Source organism: Polaromonas sp. P1_E11 (genome assembly GCF_056405995.1).
In genome coordinates, this window is the sequence record NZ_JBFUBA010000007.1 from 154,287 (window position 1) to 170,823 (window position 16,537).

Below are 16,537 nucleotides of genomic sequence, written 5' to 3' on the forward strand. Positions count from 1 at the left end.
ACAACCTGCGGTATGCCTCATTCCTGGTGCATTGACTGCGCCAAGGCAAAAAAAAGCCACCGATCCGGTGGCTTTTTTTGTGGGCCGCTGCGAAGAGCGGCGCCCGGCGCTTAGATGTAGCTGCGGTGGTAAGCCCGCAGTTCCGCACCACCGAGGCGGCGGGCGCGCTGTGACAGACCGGCTGGAGCAGATACCTCATCAGCCACGGCTTCGGCAGCGACGACTTTCGTGTCGGCCTGGCTGCGCAGGAAAGCCTTCAGTTCTGCACCGCCCAGGCGGAGGGCGCGCTGTGTCAGGCCGGCCGGAGCGGACACCACGGCTGCGGGAGCAGCAACAGCCTCTTCAACGGCGACTTGCTGGCGAGCCATTGCAACTTGCAGGTCGGCCATCACGCGGGGATCGTTCTTGGCGGCTTGCCACAGGCGCTGGTCGGCGCGGGCTTCAGCCAGGCTGCGTGACCAGGCGTCCAGGCCAACCTTGAGGCTGACGGCTGCATTGCGCGCAGCGCCGGCGAAAATCGCCAGTACGGCAAAAGCGACAGCCCAGAGGCCGATCCACAAGACCAGCAAGTGGCCTTCGGCGACGCTGTCCATCACCTGATAAGCCACCACCATCACGGCGGCCGCAACAGCCGACAACAGCAGCGTGGCCAACCCGCGGGTGCCGGAGAAAGCACCGCTCAGCTGGCGTACGGCACCAAAGGCCGACTCAGCGCGGACAACGCCGGGGTGCTGTGTGGAATATTTGATATTGACGAAGCTGGTCATGGTGAACTCCCTTTGGGTTAACTCCGCTGAACCAAAATTGCAGCGGGTAAGGGGATGTTAGGGTTATCACTGATGTTATTCAACTTTATCTTTATGATGTGATTCATTCATACTGGTGATAACCTGAGGCATTCCGCCCTCTTTTCGCCTTCTTCTCACCCCTCAACACCCGCCCCAAGCCCTTGACCCCCCTCAATTTCCGGACCCTGGACCTCAACCTGCTTCGCGTGTTTGACGAAGTGATGGCCGAGCGCAGCCTGACCCGGGCGGCGCGCAACCTGTCGCTGACGCAGCCGGCCGTCAGCAATGCCCTGCGCCGGCTGCGTGAGACCCTGGGCGACGAGCTCGTGCAGCGCAGCGGCCAGGGCATGGCGCCCACCCCGCGCGCCGTGGCGATCTGGCCGGCTGTGCGCGAAGCCCTGCAGCAGCTGCAGGAGTCGCTGGTGCCCAACGAATTCGTGCCCGGCGAAGCCACCACCATCTTTGTGCTGGCGATGGCCGACGCCACCGCAGCCGAATTGATTCCCGGCCTGGTGGAAACACTGGACCAGGAAGCGCCCGGTGTCTCAATCCGCGTGATTCCGCTCACCACCCGCGACCCGCGGCGCCTGCTGGACGAGGAGCTGTGCGACCTGGCGGTCGGCTACTTTCCCTCGGTGCTGGCCGACCTGACGGCCGGGGCGCAAAGCGGCGAACCCTTGCCCTTTTTGCACCAGCGGCTGTATGACGGCGAATACGTCTGCGTCATGCGAAAAGACCACCCGCTGGCCACCGGCCCCTTCACACTGAGCAAGTTCTGCGCGGCGCGCCACATGCTGGTGAGCTTCTCGGGCCGCCCCTATGGTTTCGTCGATGAAGCCCTCGCCTCCCTGGGCCGGGAGCGGCATGTGGTGCTGACCGTCAACCAGTTCTTCACGGCGGGGCGGGTGGTGGCCAACTCCAACCTGCTCACCGTGCTGCCGCGGCATTTCGTCGGGGTGACCGGGATCGCCGACCAGCTGGTGCTGCGCCCCCTGCCGTTTGACGTGTCACCGGTGCACGTAGACACCCTGTGGCACCGGCGTTCGCAGCAACGCAGCGCGCATGCGTGGTTGCGCCAGGTGCTGGTGCGTGCGGCTGACAAGGCTTTCCTGGCCTGAGTCCCTGACCCACCCAAAGGACTGGCCGGCCTGGCTATCCCGAGGAGGGAGGTGGCCAAACAGCGCTATAAAAATCATAGCTGCTCGCGCTGGTCAGCATTGAGTTAGCGTTATTTTTAATGCCCAAAACAGGCCGTTTTGGGTGCGGAAATCGCCATCGGGCGCCAGCGCTAGTGCAGCAGGCTTCTCCAGCACGCATTTTTACCCTTCAAACTCGCATTTTGGCCAATAAGCACGGGCGCGAGGAGCTAGCTATTTGATAGCAGCCGTGGCGACCGGATCAAACCGCGGCAGTTCCCGGCTGTAGTGTGGCCAGTACGCAACGCCGACACCACAACAGCACACTGAATGACCCGGATCCGGTGCCCTGCGGCGCGATTTTCGGCGTGTGCGCCGCTTTTTTCTGGCTGCAAGCCAGCGTCCGGCCCCCTCCTGTGAACGCCGCAGGATTAAATTAATTCTTTAGTTCTGTTATTTGGCACTCAGGGTGTCATAAGTCTTCAAACGACCTACTTGCAAAAAAATGTAACGTGAAGCAAAGTCAAAACATGGACATCACACCCGTACAGAGCTCTTCCCGGAGGGCGTAGTTACTGCGAGGCATACGTTAAAAAATGTTAGCTAACTTATTAACTGCGCCTGCAGCCGAAATCGCGATGTCCTCTGGCGGGGCAATCGTCTTTGGGTTCCGTTGACCGGCACGGCTTGAACCCTCACCCCAAAACCGGCCCGCATGAATTCCCGCCTGCACTTTCCCCTCAAGCCACTTGGCCTGGCGCTGGCATTCGCCGGCCTGGCCATGGCACCGCATGCCGGCCATGCCCAGGCCACCAACGATTTCTCGGCCGCAGGCACCCAGGACTGGAACGACGCGGCCAACTGGAGTGGCGGCACGCCGACCGCCGCCAGCGTGGCAAGGGTTCCGACGAACCAGCAGGTGGACGTTACCGGGGCTGGCCAGGTGGGCACGCTGCAAGTGGAGGGAGACGGCCAGGTGGTCGTCCACGCTGGCGGCACCCTGGCCGCCGACACGCTCCTGCTGGGCACCACGCCAGCGCCGGGTAACGCAGGATCCCTGTTGATTAATGGAAGCGTCACGGCCACGCGGCTGAGCGTGGGCGACACGGCGACCGGAGGGCAGATCCTCATCGGCGGCGCCGGCGCCAGCTTGAACGTGTCTCCCCCCAGCCTGGCTGCGGGCGACCAGTTCATTGTTGGCAACAATGGAGACGGGCTCCTGGGCATCCGCACCGGCGCCACCGTGACGGTAGGCGGCACCCGCACCCTGCATCTGGGCAATGTGGGCACCGGGACGCTGGTCATCGGCAACATCGGGCCCAGCGGTACCCTGGATGCTGGCGCCGTGGTTTTCGGCAATGCCAGCTCCAGCATCAAGTTCAACCAAGACGACGCCACCCCCTACATCTTCTCCCCCGCAATCAGCGGCAGCGGGTGGGTCGAGGTATTCGCTATCGGCGGCTCCTCCACCGTACTGACGGGCGCCAACAGCTACACCGGCGGCACTTTCATCAGAACCAATGCCCGCCTGGCCGGCACCACCACCAGCCTGCAGGGAGCCATCAGCAACGACGGCGTGCTGACCTTCGACCAGGCCACCAACGGCACCTTTGCAGGCTCCATCAATGGAGGCGGCACGCTGGTCAAGGAAGGCACTGGCACGGTGATTCTTTCTGGCGCCAACACCTACACAGGCGGCACCACCATCAATGGCGGCACCTTGCGCGGCACTACCGCCAACCTGCGGGGCTTGATCACCACCAACGCCAACCTGGAGTTCTCGCAGGCGGGCAACGGCACATTTGCCGGTGTCATCAGCGGCACCGGCAATGTGGTCAAAAGCGGCACCGGCAATGTCACCCTTTCCGGCACCCACACCTACAGCGGAACCACCGCCGTCAGCGGCGGCACGCTGTCGGTCAACGGCAGCCTGACCAACTCTGCCGTGCAGGTGCTGAACGGCGGCACGCTGGGCGGCACCGGTTCCGTGCGCAACACCACCATCCAGTCGGGCGGCACGCTGGCGCCCGGCAATTCCATCGGCACACTCACCGTCGTCGGCAACCTGACTTTTAATGCTGGCTCCAATTACAGCGTGGAGGTCGATGCAGCCGGCAGCAACGACCGCACCAACGCCACCGGCACGCTGACCATCAACGGCGGCACGGTCAACGTGCTGGCCAGCGCCGGCACCTACTCGCCGACCACGCAGTACACCATCCTCAATGCAACAGGCGGGCGCACCGGCGTCTTTAGCGGGCTCACGACCAACCTGGCGTTTCTGACGCCGTCGCTCACCTACGACCCCAACAATGTGTACCTGACCCTGGCCCGCAACAGCACCGGCTACAACAACCTGCCCGGCATGACGCCCAACCAGCAGTCGGCCTCCAATGCGCTGCAAAATGCGTCCGGCAGCGCCAGTGGCGACATGAGCACGGTGCTCAGCGCCCTCAACAGCCTGTCAGTGCCGCAGGCCCTCGCGGCCTTCGACGCCATAGGCGGTGCCAACCTGGTGGCCTTGCGCCGTGCCGGCCCCAGCTTTGCCGCCGCATTCAGCGAACAGCTGCAGGCGCGCGTGGGCCGAAGCAGCCTGGGCTCAATCTGCGGGAGCGACGACGTTGCGGGCCGCGAAGCCCTGAGGGCACTTTTCCCGGCCTTCGAAGACGGTTGCGGTTTCTGGCTGCGCGGTTACGGCAGCCACCAAACCACCGACAGCGACGGCAATGCCATGGCCAGCCGCCTGAACAGCACCGGCCTGAGTGCGGGTTACGACGCCGAAGTGTCGCCGGGCTTGATGCTGGGCGGCGCCGTGACCATCGGCACATCAAGGGTCAGCTTTGATTCCGGTGACCAGGGCAGGGCCCGCAGCGCAGCGCTGGCGATGTACGCCGGCTATGCTGATGGCGCATGGCGCCTGAACGGCGTGACCAGCCTGGCGTTTCACGGCAACCACATGGACCGTGGCATCGTGGTCGGGCCGATCAGCCGCGTGGCCTCCTCGAACTTCGACAGCAGCACCGCCACGGCCTACGGCGAGCTGACGTACGACCTGGACATGACCGGCTGGACGCTGCAGCCGATGGCCGCGCTGGCCTTCAGCCGCAACCAGACCAACGGTTTTGCCGAGCAGGGCGCCGGTGCGCTCAACCTGCAGGTCGCCGCGCAAACCGTGTACTCGACCAAATCGCTGCTGGGGCTGAAAGCCGGCTTTGACGTAGGCCGGCTGCGAATCGAACCGCGGGTGGTGTGGGCGCATGAGTTTGGCAAATACAACACCCCGATGACGGCGCAGCTGCAGGGCGCCGGCACGCCCTACCAGTTCCAGATTGCGGGTGTGGCCCTTAATGCCAACACGGTGATCCTGGGCTTGGGCGTTTCGGGCCGCATCCACGACAACTTCAACCTCTTCGCCGACCTTCAGACCGAACAAAACGCACGCCAGCGCAACCTGGCCCTGCTGATGGGGGTGCGCGGTAAATGGTGAGCCGGGCATCTCAAAGCATGTTGGCCCCTGACCGACCTGATTCACAACACATTTAATCCAGCCACACCCGCGTCTTATCTCATGGCTTACAAAAGCATGCCCCCCATCCCGCCATCCCTGCCGCCTCTGCCGCCGCGCCAACCCAAACCGAAACCCGGCAAGGACGCCGGCGCCCAGCGATACGACACCATCGTTTTTTTGCTGATCATCGGCCTGGCGATTGTGGTGGCCGGTAGCGCGGCGCGTTACACCCTGGTAGACAGGCCTGCGGCCAAGGCGCAAAAGGAAGCCCAGTTGCTGATGCAGCAGCTGATGGCCGCGAACCAGAAGAACCAGCAGCAGCTTGAACAAAAACTCGCCGAAGCCAAGGCCCAGACCGAGGCATTGCGCGCCAACATGGAGCAGATGAAGGCCGAGATCCAGCTGCCCAAGGCCGCAGCGGAACCCGTTCCGGAGCCGGTGCAGAAACCGGTGCCTGACGCCCAGGCTGCGGAACGCAAGCGGCTGGAGCGCGTCAAGGTGGTCGATGAACTGGTGGACTCGCTGACGCCAAACCTGCAGGTCAAGTTCCAGCAAAAGGTCACCTGGCTGGACCGCACCGTCTCCTTCGGTTTTAGCCTGACCAACGCAGGCCGCCGCGCCGTCCGCGTGACCCCGCCGCGCATCGCCCTGACTCTCAACCCTCTGCCCAACACAAAGCTGGCACTGAAAGCCAGCGATGTGCAGGCTGACATCTGCCCTGGCGGGTTGATCGGGCCGGGAGAGACCATGAACTGCAATATGGTGCTGCGTTCGGAAGCCACCTTCACCGGCGTCGGCCACATTCCGTTTCGCGCCGTCATCTCGGCACGCACGGAACTCCCGGCCACCAGCGAAACCTGGAAAACCGTGCGTTCCGCCTACAAGGAAGCCTACCTGGAGGAACACATGGTCAAAAGCGTTTCCTTTAACGGGGAGCTTTGGCGGTAATCGCGGCCGGCAGCAGGATCACGCACGCACCCTATCAAGGCGGCTGAAGCTGGCGGCAGATCGTCATTTTGGCCGCTATCAAATGGATAGCAGCTTGCGCCCGCCTGCATTGGGCTTCAGCCATTTTTTGTACTTGAAATCAGCGATTTTCTCGAGATTTGAGACCTTGACAGGGCTTTTACGGCTCCCAAAAGGGCAAGCTGAGGGTCAAAAGCCCCTGAATCACCGTTTTTAAACCACTCAATAGGGCTGCAAGCCAATGAAGACGGGTGCTAGCAGCTACTAATTCAGTAGCATCACACTGACGCCATAGGCGCGCGGGCAAATCCCATTCAAGCGGTTCGCGGCCGCGGGGCATGGTTTTTGCACACAGTTTTGCACACAAACTGTACGCAGGAGCCGCGCATGCCAGACCGCCCACACCCCCCCACGCCCTCACACCCACTTGCGCGCCGCACCGCGCTGAAGATCCTGGCCAGCGGCGCCGCGTCCATGGCGCTGCCGGCCCTGGCTGCCTGGCCGGACAAGCCGATCAAGATCGTGGTGACCTTTCCGGCCGGCGGCGCCAGCGACATCGTCGCGCGGGTGATGGCCGAGCAGCTGGGCAAAAAGCTGGGGCAGGCGGTGGTGGTCGACAAACGGCCGGGCGCGGGCGGCAGCGTGGGAGGCCTGGTGGTGGCGCAGGCGCCGGCTGACGGCTACACGCTGATGCTGAGCAACTCGACACCGGTTTCCATCGGCCCGTTCGCGCTGGAAAAGCAGCCCTATGACCCGGTGGAAGGCTTCACCCACATCGCGCTGATCGGCAACGCCCCCTGCGTGGTGATGGCCAACCCGCACGCGCCCATCAAGACGATCACCGATGTGGAAGCGCAGGCACGCAAAGCCGGCCGGCTCGACTTCGGCTCAGGCGGCCCGGCCTCGATCGGCCACATCTACGGCGAGCTGATGAAAAAGTCCATGGGCGTGAACCTGGTGCACATCCCGTACCGCGGCGGTGCGCCCATGACGACAGACCTGATTGCGGGCGTGATCCCCGTGGGCATCGACGTACTGACGGCGTTTGTTCCCTACTTCAAGAGCGGGCAGCTGGTGCCGCTGGCCGTGACGTCGGCCAGCCGCTCACCGCTGGTGCCGGATGTGCCCAGCGTGGTGGAGTTTGGCTACCGCAAGCTGGTGCTGGACAACTTCTTTGGGCTGAGCGGCCCGGCGCACATGCCGGCCGACGTTGTGGCACGGCTGAGCAGCGCCTGCAACGAAATACTGGCAACGGCGGAAATCAAAAAGAAGATGCTGGAGCTGGGCATCACCACCCAGCCCATGAGTCCGGCGGCGTTCACCGGCTTCGTCAGGGAGCAGGTGGCCGTGCTGTCGCCCGCCGTCAAAGGGGCAGGCGTCAAGCTCTGACCGCATCCGCCCCGCGCGAGGCCGCGTCTTTACCAGCTAAAGCCGCTGTCTGGCTTTGCCGGGCCGCAGGGCGGGCGGCCCCATACGTGAGGAAAGGGGCAGCGCGCCGCAGGCTCGAAGTGGGAAAGCGTGGGGGCTCAGCGAACCACGCTGAGGTAAGCGTAGGCGGCGCTGCGCAGTTCCTGGGCCTGCAGCGGATTGCGGCCGGCGCGTGCTTCGGCACGTTCCATCAGGTTGTGGGCCACACCGTTCACAGGGGCCACGCGGGTTGCGGCGGGCAGGAAACGGGCGATCTGGGAAATCAGGCTGTACATGTCAGGGTCACCTTCATGGGGTGAAAAAGTTGCGGTGAATGAAGAATAAGGGTTTTCCCTAGGATTTCAAGCCTAACTGGGGCCCAAACTCATGCAAAAAATGCATACGGCGCCCCGCGGCGGCACATGCGGGTGATTTCTACGTGATTTCCGGGGAAAACTTCACGGAGCCGGCGGCTATGCTTGGGCTGTGGCCCATCCCCCGAGTCCTTCTTCTATAACCCAGGCTGAGAGCCAGGCTTCAGCGCCGGGCGAAGCGCTGGCGCTACTGCGGCAGATCGCCTCGAATATTGACGCCATGCTCTGGTCCTGGGACCCGCAAACCGGCCGCATTACCTATACCAACCCGGCGTTCGAGGCATTCTGGGGCCTGTCGGCCGACACCTTGGCAGACCGGCCGTGGCAATGGCTGGAGCATGTGGACCCGATAGACCGCGAGCGGGTGCTGAGCCTGCAAACCAGCCCCCTGAAGCGCAGCGAAGAGTACAGGGTCATACGGCCCCAGGGCGGCAACGCCCGGCTGAGCCAGCGCGCGCTGCCCATGCACAGCCCTTCGGGGCAGTTGCTGCGCGTCATCCACCTGGCCAACAACATCACCTGGCAGCTCGACACCTCCAAGCAGCTGCGTGTGGAGATCGGCCGGCGCACCGACTCCGAAGCCAAGTACCGCGCGGTGGTGGAAAACGTCAGCGAGGGCATTCTTGTCACGGCGGCGGGGCGCATCCTGTATGCCAACCCCAAGGCACTGGAGCTGACCTCTCTGGACGAGGAAACCGCCAAGTCCCGGCCCTTTATCGAATTCATCCACCCCGACGACCGCGAGAAGGTGCTGAGCAACCACATGAAGCGCCTGCGCGGCGAGCCGGTGGAGAACTACTACCAGTTTCGCGTGCAGCACAGCCGCAGCGCCGTGCGCTGGCTTGAGATCAGCGCGGTGATGTTCGAATGGCAGGGCGCGCCCGCCACGCTTAACTTCCTGACCGATGTCACGCGCAAACGCCAGGCGGAGGAAGACATGCGCAAGGCGCTGGCGCACGAGCGCGAGCTGTCGGAGCTGAAGTCACGGTTCGTCGCCGTGACATCGCACGAGTTCCGCACGCCGCTGGCCGCCATCCTGTCGTCTGTGGAGCTGCTGGATGCCTACGGCGCCAGCTTTCCGGCCAGCGAACGCCGGGAGCTGCTCGGGCAGATCAAGACGGCGGTGGCCCGCATGAACAGCATGGTCGAGCAGGTGCTGCTGACCAGCCGCCTGGAGCTGGGCAAGTTCCAGTTCGAAGCCGCACCGCTGGCAGTGCCCGACTGGCTGGTGCAGGTGATGGGTGAGCTTGAGCGCGGCAACCCGCAGGCCGCGCGCGTGTCGCTGACCTGTGACGGCCTGGACGCGCCGCGCACGGCGGACCAGCAGCTGCTGCGGCACATCGTGCTCAACCTGCTGGGCAATGCACTGAAATATTCGGACCCGGACACGCCGGTGCAGTTTGCCGTTCGCGGCGTGGGCGACCAGATTCACCTGCGCATCAGCGACAACGGCATCGGCATCCCCGAAGCCGACCTGCCGCGCCTGTTCGGCAGCTTTCACCGCGGCACCAATGTCGGCAATATTTCCGGAACCGGCATCGGCCTGCACATCGTGAAGGAATGCGTGGACCTGCACCAGGGGCAGATTGAAGTTGCCAGCCGGCCCGGGCAAGGCACGACCTTCACCGTGCGCCTGCTGGCGCCGTTAGCCTGACACCCCCCGCCCGGCGCCGGCGGTTTTGCCGTTTTAAGGGCCTTTTTTCCGGTGGTAGGTCAGCGCCGCCTGAATGCAGAACGACAAGGCATCCCGCGGCAGTGGATCAGCCGCATCGAGCACGATGGCCCGGTTGCCCTCGTAGCACAGCTCGCCCGGAAACAGGGTGCGAAAGGTGTCCACCAGCGTGGTGTTGCAGTTGAAGTACAGGGCGTACTGCGACGGACTGGATTTGACGGGCCCCAGCCGGATGGTGCTGCCGCTTTTGCTGGCCGACGTGAGGTAGGCCGGCTCGCCCCACTTGAGGGTTTCCTCCAGCTCGCCGACGCCGGGTGTGGCCGATGCCGTGTCCAGGATCAGCTGGCGCAGGGCCATCAGCTTGCGCCGCAGCAGTGGTGGGTAGGCAGCGAAGGCCTGCGCGACGGTTGCGTTCTCGATCTGCTTCACAAGCGGCTCCTGTTCATCTGCTGATGCCATGCGCAATCTAGCGCATCGGTGCGAGGCCGCGCAAGCTAAAACTTCAGCAAGGAAGAGGCCGAAACATCTTCCCGCAAATATCTTCCCGCACAATGGGCGGGTGAACATCCAGCTCCTTTCTGACCTGCACCTTGAATCCAATCCCCACTTCACAGCGCAGCCCGTGCCCGGTGCCGACTTGCTGGTGCTGGCGGGCGACATCGGCTCTTACCAGAAGGGCTCTTTGCTGGACGAATTGAATATCAGCGATTTCGGCCTGGCGCGGTTTTCACCGTTGCCGGTGGCGCGCGGCGGCGCAGGCTGGCCCACGCCGGTGCTGTTTGTGCCCGGCAACCACGAATACGACGGCCTGGACTTTGATGAAGCCCATGCGCGGCTGCGCGAAACCTGCGAGCGCCTGGGCATGGTCTGGCTGGAGCGTGAAACCGTGGTGCTGCAGGGTGTGCGTTTTGTGGGCAGCACGCTATGGACCGACTTTGACGCCCTGAGCGCGGGCCAGGCCCAGGCAGCAGACATCACGCCGGGCGAGCAATTGAAAGCGCGCGAAAAAGCATTCCGCGCAGCCAACTTTTACCTTGGGAAAAACCATTCCTTTCGCGATGGCCAGCCACTGCTGGCGGCCGACGTGCGCGAAGAGGGCCTCAAAAGCCAGGCCTGGTTGCGGCACGCACTGGCCGTACCATTTGAAGGGCCTACCGTGGCCGTGACGCATTTCGCCCCCAGCCTGCTAAGCGCCGACCCGCGCTACGGCCTGGTGCCGGGTACGGCGGGTTTTTGCAATACGCTCGATGACCTGCTGCCGCTGGCCGACCTGTGGCTGCACGGGCACCTGCACTGCGCCCTCGACTATGTCAGCCGCGGCTGCCGCGTGGTGGCCAACCCGCTGGGGTATGCGCGCAAACAGGAGCAGGATGGGTTTCTGCCCGACTTGCTGATCAGCGTCGGCCAATAGCACTCCTAGGGACGTGTGGCCCGCGTTCCAGTGCTGACTAAAGTCGTCGTAGCGACGCGACGCGCACAATGGCGGCGCATTTTTTTGAACTTCCTGGGCACCGCGCTACCTAACCCTGACCAGCAACGCGGAACCAAGGGCGATCACAGTGATAACACTTTGTTCCAATTGTTGGTTTGCGCGCTGTTCGGCTTGCATGTATCTTGCATGAAGGGTTGATGCAGGACTTCCTGCACCGCACCCGTATTGGGGAGAGCACCATGAAGAGCAACGTGTCCTATCTTGGCGCCTGGCTGCTTGCCGTGGGCCTCGCGTTTGCGTTTGCGTTCGCATCACCCAATGAGGCCAGCGTCATGGGGCATATGCCGGCTTTCATGGCGCAAACACTGCTGCGCCAGCCGGTTAACGTGCCGGATGGCTTGCCCTCTGACCGCACCCTTGCACTGATCACCTTCCAGCGCGGCCAGCATGTCCAGGTCGAGAGCTGGATCCAGGGGCTGAACCTGCGTAACGACTCGTCCATTGCGTGGATGCGCATGCCGATCGTCAATGACCCCGGTACGCCGACGGGGCGCAGCGCCGTCGAAAACAGGTTGCTCAAGCACTACACGGCCGATACCGAGCGCGCCAGGCTGGTGCCGGTGTTCACCGACCGGGCCAGTTTTGTGCGCGCGGCCGGCCTCAACGGCACGGATCAGGTCTACGCCGTGGTGATCAACCGCCAGGGTGAAGTGCTCGCACGGGTTGAAGGCCAGTTCGATGCAGATAAAGCGCAGACGCTGCGCGAAACTCTGCGCCCGCAGAGTTTCTAGACTAGCCCCCACGCTCCCCCACTTCGTGTGGGTCGCTGCCCCCCGAGGGGGCCGCCCGCCTGCGGCCCGGCAAAGCCGGTTCCGCGGCTCATGCTGGGTTAAAGATTCAGGGCGTAACCAATGAGGGCTGATATTCACCAGCAGGGGCCGCGGGTCCGGCTTCGCCGGCCCAAGGCGCCGCCCCCTAGAGGGGGGAACAGGCTACACGCAGTGAGCCTGGACGGGGGTGCTACAAAGTCCTGTCACCCAGTGTGAAATAGAACGTGGCGCCTTGCCCGAGGGATGACTGGGCCCAGACCTTCCCGCCATGCCGTGCCACGATGCGGTGCACCGTGGCCAGCCCGATACCGGTGCCGGCAAATTCCGACAGCGAATGCAGGCGCTGGAACGCGCCAAACAGCTTCTCCGCATAGGCCATGTCAAAGCCGGCGCCCTTGTCCTGGACAAAATAGACCGTCTTTCCGTCTTCCCCGATCTCATGGCCGAAGGTGATTTCGGTGCGCTCCTGGTTGGCGCTGAATTTCCAGGCGTTGCCCAGCAGGTTGTCCAGCAACTGCATGAGCAGACGCGGGTCACCTTGCCCCGTCAGGCCCGCTTCAACATGGAGCTCCACCGGCCTTTCGGGTTCGCGTTCACGGTAGCCGTCAAGGACGCCCTGAACCAGCGCGCTGAGGTCGACCGGTTCCCAACGCAGGCTTGAGCGCGACACCTGTGCCAGCGTCAACATCGCATCGATCAATTCCCCCATCTGCCCCACCCCGGCCCGTATGCGCGCCAGGTAATGCCGGCTGCGCTCCGACAGCGGTGTACTGTCGGACTTGTTCATGGCACGCTGCAACAGGTCGCTGAATCCGTCGATGGCGCTCAGCGGGCTGCGCAGGTCATGGGACACGGAATAGGAGAATGCCTCCAGTTGTTTGTTGGCAAATTCGAGCTGCGCGGTGCGTTGCTGCACGCGCTCTTCCAGGCTGGCGTTGAGCCGCAAAATTTCTTCACGCGCACGCCGGCGTTCGCGGATATCGGTGTTGATGCCGAGCACCCCGTTAACCTTGCCTTCTTCGTCGCGCACCACCGTCCAGCGTGCTTCGATGGCCACCGTCGAACCATCCCTGGCGTGCTGCTCCAGCTCCCCGGTCCAATCCCCTTCACTGGCCAGCGTGCGGGCCATGGCGTCCACAAGCGACTGAGGATCCTCGTACATGAACTCTTCCATCGATTTGCCCAGCACTTCTTCGGCTGTCCATCCGTAGAGGCGTTCGGCACCCTTGTTCCAGAAACGTATGGTCCGGTCCAGGTTGCGGACCATGATGGCGTCCTGGGCCCTGTCCAGCAGCGAAGCCTGTTCGCGCAGCTTGACAGCAGCCTGGCGCGCAGCCTCCTGGCTGCGCTGGCGCTCCAGGCGTTCACGCAGGCTGACAATGCCGAATGCCAGGTTGTCGGCGAGCTCCTGCAGGAGCTTGATTTCTTCAGGGGTGAAATGCTGCGCTTCGGCCGAATAAAGGCACAGCACACCGAAGCTGCGGGCCCCTTCGCGCAAGGGCAGGCAGACCGCGCTCTGATAGCCTCGCTTCATCGCGTCGGCATGCCAGTAGAAGTGATTTTCAGCCTGACTGATGTCGCCGCTTTGCTGGGGCAACCCCGTGCGAATGGCCTGGCCCGCAGGTCCCTGGCCCGTGACCTGGTCATCGCGCCAGGTCAGGCGGATCACCGTCAGGTAGCCACCTTCGTTACCGGCGTGCACCATGGGCAGTATGGTGCGCGCTTCGTCGTTCTGCGCATACCCGACCCATGCCATACGGTAGTTGCCCACATCGACGGCGACACGGCAGACTTCAGCCAGCAGGGCCTCTTCGTCTTCAATCCGGTTGATGGCGATGCTGGACTGGCTCAGCATCTGCAAGGCCCGGTTGGTGCTGGCCAGCTCCAGGTCGGCCAGCTTGCGGTCGGTGATGTCGCGCGCGGTGCCCACCACACGTTCGAGCAGGCCCGACGCATCGAGCACCGGATAGGAGTGGTCGCGTATCCACCGGAGCTTGCCGTCCGCAGACAGGATGCGGTATTCGATGTCGGAGGACTCGCCAGTGCGGTTGCGCTTCCTGGCGAGCCTCAGCAAAGGCTGATCCTCAGGCAGCGCCGCGTCGGCATACGACAGGGGGTTGGCATACAGGCTCTCGCGGCTGCGCCCCCACACCTTCTCATAGCCGGGGCTGATATAGAGAAGTTGGCCCGAGCGGGGATCCACGTTGTAAAAAACATCGTTGATGTTTTCTGCAAGTTCACGAAAGCGCGCTTCGCTGCTGACCAGCGCCGCCTCGGCGCGGGCACGTACCAGCGCAATGCCGGCAAGCCGCGCCGCGGTGGCGATCAGCTCCAGATCGTGCGCCTGGGGTACACATGGATAGCGGTGGTAAATGGCAAATGTTGCCAGCGGTTCGCCAGTGGTGGACACCACGGGATGCGACCAACAGGCGCGCAGGTTGTGCGTGGCAAGGAGTTCACGATAGTCTTTCATCAACGGATCCAGCTGGGTGTCTTCCACCACGACCATCTCGTTGCGAAACGCCGCCGTACCGCAGGCACCCACCCCTTCACCCACCGGCAGGCCTTCAATGGCCTGGTTGTAGCTGTCCGGCAGGCTGGGCGCTGCACCCAGGCGCAGGTGCTGGCCATCCAGCAGCAGAATCGAGCACAGGCTATCCGGGGAGCTCGTCTCGATTAATTGCACCACGGCTTCGAGCGAGCGCTGCAGGGGCGCGCTCCCGGCAATCAGCGCCAGCACCTGTTCCTGCGCTTTTGCGAAATCTTCGGCGGCCTTGGCTTTGGTGATGTCGTTGAACACCGCGACGCCACCCACCAGCGTACCGTCGTCATCGCGCAAGGGCCTGGTGCTCATGCGGAGCACCCGGTCTTCGGTACCGGGCCTGCGAATCACCAGGTCCCAATTGTCAGTGCTGTCGCCGCGGGCAGCGCGTGTCAGCGGCCGTTCAGCTTCCGGCAAGGGGGTTTTACCGTCAAGCATGAGCAGATCATGGCTGCGCCGCCATTCCTCGACCCGCACGCCAGGGCCCGGCGCAGCCGCATTGAAGAGCTTGCGAGCCGTCGCGTTGAACACCAGGAAACGGCCTTCGGTGTCCGCCGCGATCACGCCTTCACTCATGCTGTTGAGAATCAGGTCAAGCAGGGAGCGCTCCTTGTCGACGCGGCTGAGCGCGGCGTCAAGCTCTTCCTGGCGCGCCTGAAGCGAGCTGGCCATGCGGTTAAAGGTCTGCCCGATATCACCGAGCTCGCCCCGGTAGAGGGGCCCCAGCCTGACGCGCGCGGCAAGATTGCCCCCTGCAACTTCATTGGCCTCTTTCAGGATCGCCTTGGCCGGATTGACGATCAGGCGATTGCCCATCCACCACGCACAGGCGGCGCTTGCCAAGGCCATGGCGAGCAAGGCCGCCAGCTCCGAAAACAGGTTGTCGCGACTTTCCGCGCCGACGATTTCCTGCGGGACACTGACTGCCACAAATAGCCCATCGCGGCCTTCGACGGGGACCGGCGCAAAAGCGTAGACCCGCTGGCTTCCCTGCGCGTCAGGCGCATGCAACACGCCCAGGTGGCGCGTCTGCACTCCCTGGCGTACGGCGGAATCCGGGTGCGGCCGGCCCAGCCAGGAGGGTTCCTGCGGGGAAACGGCCAGAACCACGCCACCCCGGTCGAGCACCGTCAGCCTTGCACCCGGCATCATGGACGCGGCGGTCAAGGGTTCAGCGAGGGCCTTCAGGCCCAGTGAGGCAAAGGCCACGCCCGCCATGGCGCCGGAATCAGTGTGAACCGGTATGGCGAAGATCAGGCCCGGCAGGCCACTGCTGCGGCCAATGCCGTAAGCACCAATGGCGAAACGCTGGCCGGCCATGATTTGCAGGAAAAATGGCCGGTCATCTTCCTGGATACTGCCGGCAGGAAGGTCCAGTGAGCTGCAGACCAGCCGGCCGTCCGGCGCAGCAACGCCCACATGGGTGAACTCGGGATGCTCCCGATGGATGTTTTTCAGCTGTTGCCCGCACAGTCCGGGCTCGCGGTTTTTGATGTGAGGCGCACTGGCCAGGCCGTTGAGAAGCTCATACACCATGTCCACCGTGCGCTGCTGGTGGGTGGCGAGCAGTGCGACCTGGGCCTGCAGGTCAACCTGTGCATGTTCCAGCGCAGTGCGGCGGCCTTGTTCGGCGTAATACGCGAGCAAGCCGAACAGCGGGAGCAGCGTGAGCAGCACCAGCAAAACCAGACGGGTACGCAGCCCCAGCCATCCCAGCATTCGTTACCTCGTGCCTTTCACTGCAATGCAGCGCCAAGGGCGCATCAAGTCACAGTGTGCGGAAGCCGGTGCCTTTTGTAAATGGGATTACTCCCTTACCCGTCTTTGTCAGCGAGTGAAACAGCGACACCGTACGGCTGCTGGCCGCTGCTTGCTGCTTTCG

The 16,537-nt window shown here is 63.7% G+C and carries 11 protein-coding genes; 7 read left to right on the top strand and 4 right to left on the bottom strand.

What is annotated here, in order from left to right:
• Positions 1 to 110: 110 nt before the first annotated feature.
• On the bottom strand, positions 111 to 767 hold the full coding sequence (locus AC1D11_RS20420) for a hypothetical protein (RefSeq protein WP_477646935.1): 657 nt from the start codon (positions 765 to 767) through the stop codon (positions 111 to 113).
• 182 nt (positions 768 to 949) lie between these two features.
• Between AC1D11_RS20420 and AC1D11_RS20425 the strand changes: the two genes are divergently transcribed.
• The 4 genes from AC1D11_RS20425 to AC1D11_RS20440 all read left to right on the top strand — a co-directional run bounded on the left by AC1D11_RS20425 (position 950) and on the right by AC1D11_RS20440 (position 7,787).
• Positions 950 to 1,906, top strand: coding sequence for a LysR family transcriptional regulator (locus AC1D11_RS20425; RefSeq protein ID WP_477646936.1), 957 nt, complete (start codon positions 950 to 952; stop codon positions 1,904 to 1,906).
• Positions 1,907 to 2,639: 733 nt separating this feature from the next.
• Positions 2,640 to 5,411 carry an autotransporter family protein gene (locus AC1D11_RS20430; protein ID WP_477646937.1) on the top strand — a complete coding sequence of 924 codons (2,772 nt, stop codon included), beginning with the start codon at positions 2,640 to 2,642 and terminating at the stop codon, positions 5,409 to 5,411.
• Between the two features lie 81 nt (positions 5,412 to 5,492).
• Positions 5,493 to 6,380: a hypothetical protein gene (locus tag AC1D11_RS20435; RefSeq protein WP_477646938.1), complete on the top strand. Its 888-nt coding sequence runs from the start codon at positions 5,493 to 5,495 to the stop codon at positions 6,378 to 6,380.
• Positions 6,381 to 6,785: 405 nt separating this feature from the next.
• Positions 6,786 to 7,787: a Bug family tripartite tricarboxylate transporter substrate binding protein gene (locus AC1D11_RS20440; protein ID WP_477646939.1), complete on the top strand. Its 1,002-nt coding sequence runs from the start codon at positions 6,786 to 6,788 to the stop codon at positions 7,785 to 7,787.
• Between the two features lie 137 nt (positions 7,788 to 7,924).
• Here AC1D11_RS20440 and AC1D11_RS20445 read toward each other — a convergent pair whose 3' ends face one another.
• Positions 7,925 to 8,101 (bottom strand): hypothetical protein, encoded by a 177-nt coding sequence (locus AC1D11_RS20445; protein ID WP_431099058.1) that lies wholly within the window; start codon positions 8,099 to 8,101, stop codon positions 7,925 to 7,927.
• A 190-nt stretch (positions 8,102 to 8,291) separates the two neighbouring features.
• On the opposite strand from AC1D11_RS20445, the gene AC1D11_RS20450 reads away from it, so the two are divergent.
• Positions 8,292 to 9,833 carry a sensor histidine kinase gene (locus tag AC1D11_RS20450; RefSeq protein ID WP_477646940.1) on the top strand — a complete coding sequence of 514 codons (1,542 nt, stop codon included), beginning with the start codon at positions 8,292 to 8,294 and terminating at the stop codon, positions 9,831 to 9,833.
• Positions 9,834 to 9,866: 33 nt separating this feature from the next.
• Here AC1D11_RS20450 and AC1D11_RS20455 read toward each other — a convergent pair whose 3' ends face one another.
• The gene (locus AC1D11_RS20455; RefSeq protein WP_477646941.1) at positions 9,867 to 10,310 is read right to left on the bottom strand and encodes a DUF1801 domain-containing protein; all 444 of its coding nucleotides are present in this window, start codon (positions 10,308 to 10,310) and stop codon (positions 9,867 to 9,869) included.
• 100 nt (positions 10,311 to 10,410) lie between these two features.
• On the opposite strand from AC1D11_RS20455, the gene AC1D11_RS20460 reads away from it, so the two are divergent.
• On the top strand, positions 10,411 to 11,262 hold the full coding sequence (locus AC1D11_RS20460; protein WP_477646942.1) for a metallophosphoesterase: 852 nt from the start codon (positions 10,411 to 10,413) through the stop codon (positions 11,260 to 11,262).
• Between the two features lie 260 nt (positions 11,263 to 11,522).
• The gene (locus AC1D11_RS20465) at positions 11,523 to 12,074 is read left to right on the top strand and encodes a hypothetical protein (protein ID WP_477646943.1); all 552 of its coding nucleotides are present in this window, start codon (positions 11,523 to 11,525) and stop codon (positions 12,072 to 12,074) included.
• Positions 12,075 to 12,303: 229 nt separating this feature from the next.
• Here AC1D11_RS20465 and AC1D11_RS20470 read toward each other — a convergent pair whose 3' ends face one another.
• Positions 12,304 to 16,374: a PAS domain S-box protein gene (locus AC1D11_RS20470; RefSeq protein ID WP_477646944.1), complete on the bottom strand. Its 4,071-nt coding sequence runs from the start codon at positions 16,372 to 16,374 to the stop codon at positions 12,304 to 12,306.
• Positions 16,375 to 16,537 lie beyond the last annotated feature (163 nt).

What these genes read in the sequence shown, in the direction of transcription:
- AC1D11_RS20420 (WP_477646935.1), bottom strand. Translation starts at nt 767, where the DNA reads ATGACCAGCTTCGTCAATATCAAATATTCCACACAGCACCCCGGCGTT.
- AC1D11_RS20430 (WP_477646937.1), top strand. Translation starts at nt 2,640, where the DNA reads ATGAATTCCCGCCTGCACTTTCCCCTCAAGCCACTTGGCCTGGCGCTG.
- AC1D11_RS20435 (WP_477646938.1), top strand. Translation starts at nt 5,493, where the DNA reads ATGGCTTACAAAAGCATGCCCCCCATCCCGCCATCCCTGCCGCCTCTG.
- AC1D11_RS20440 (WP_477646939.1), top strand. Translation starts at nt 6,786, where the DNA reads ATGCCAGACCGCCCACACCCCCCCACGCCCTCACACCCACTTGCGCGC.
- AC1D11_RS20445 (WP_431099058.1), bottom strand. Translation starts at nt 8,101, where the DNA reads ATGTACAGCCTGATTTCCCAGATCGCCCGTTTCCTGCCCGCCGCAACC.
- AC1D11_RS20455 (WP_477646941.1), bottom strand. Translation starts at nt 10,310, where the DNA reads ATGGCATCAGCAGATGAACAGGAGCCGCTTGTGAAGCAGATCGAGAAC.
- AC1D11_RS20465 (WP_477646943.1), top strand. Translation starts at nt 11,523, where the DNA reads ATGAAGAGCAACGTGTCCTATCTTGGCGCCTGGCTGCTTGCCGTGGGC.
- AC1D11_RS20470 (WP_477646944.1), bottom strand. Translation starts at nt 16,374, where the DNA reads ATGCTGGGATGGCTGGGGCTGCGTACCCGTCTGGTTTTGCTGGTGCTG.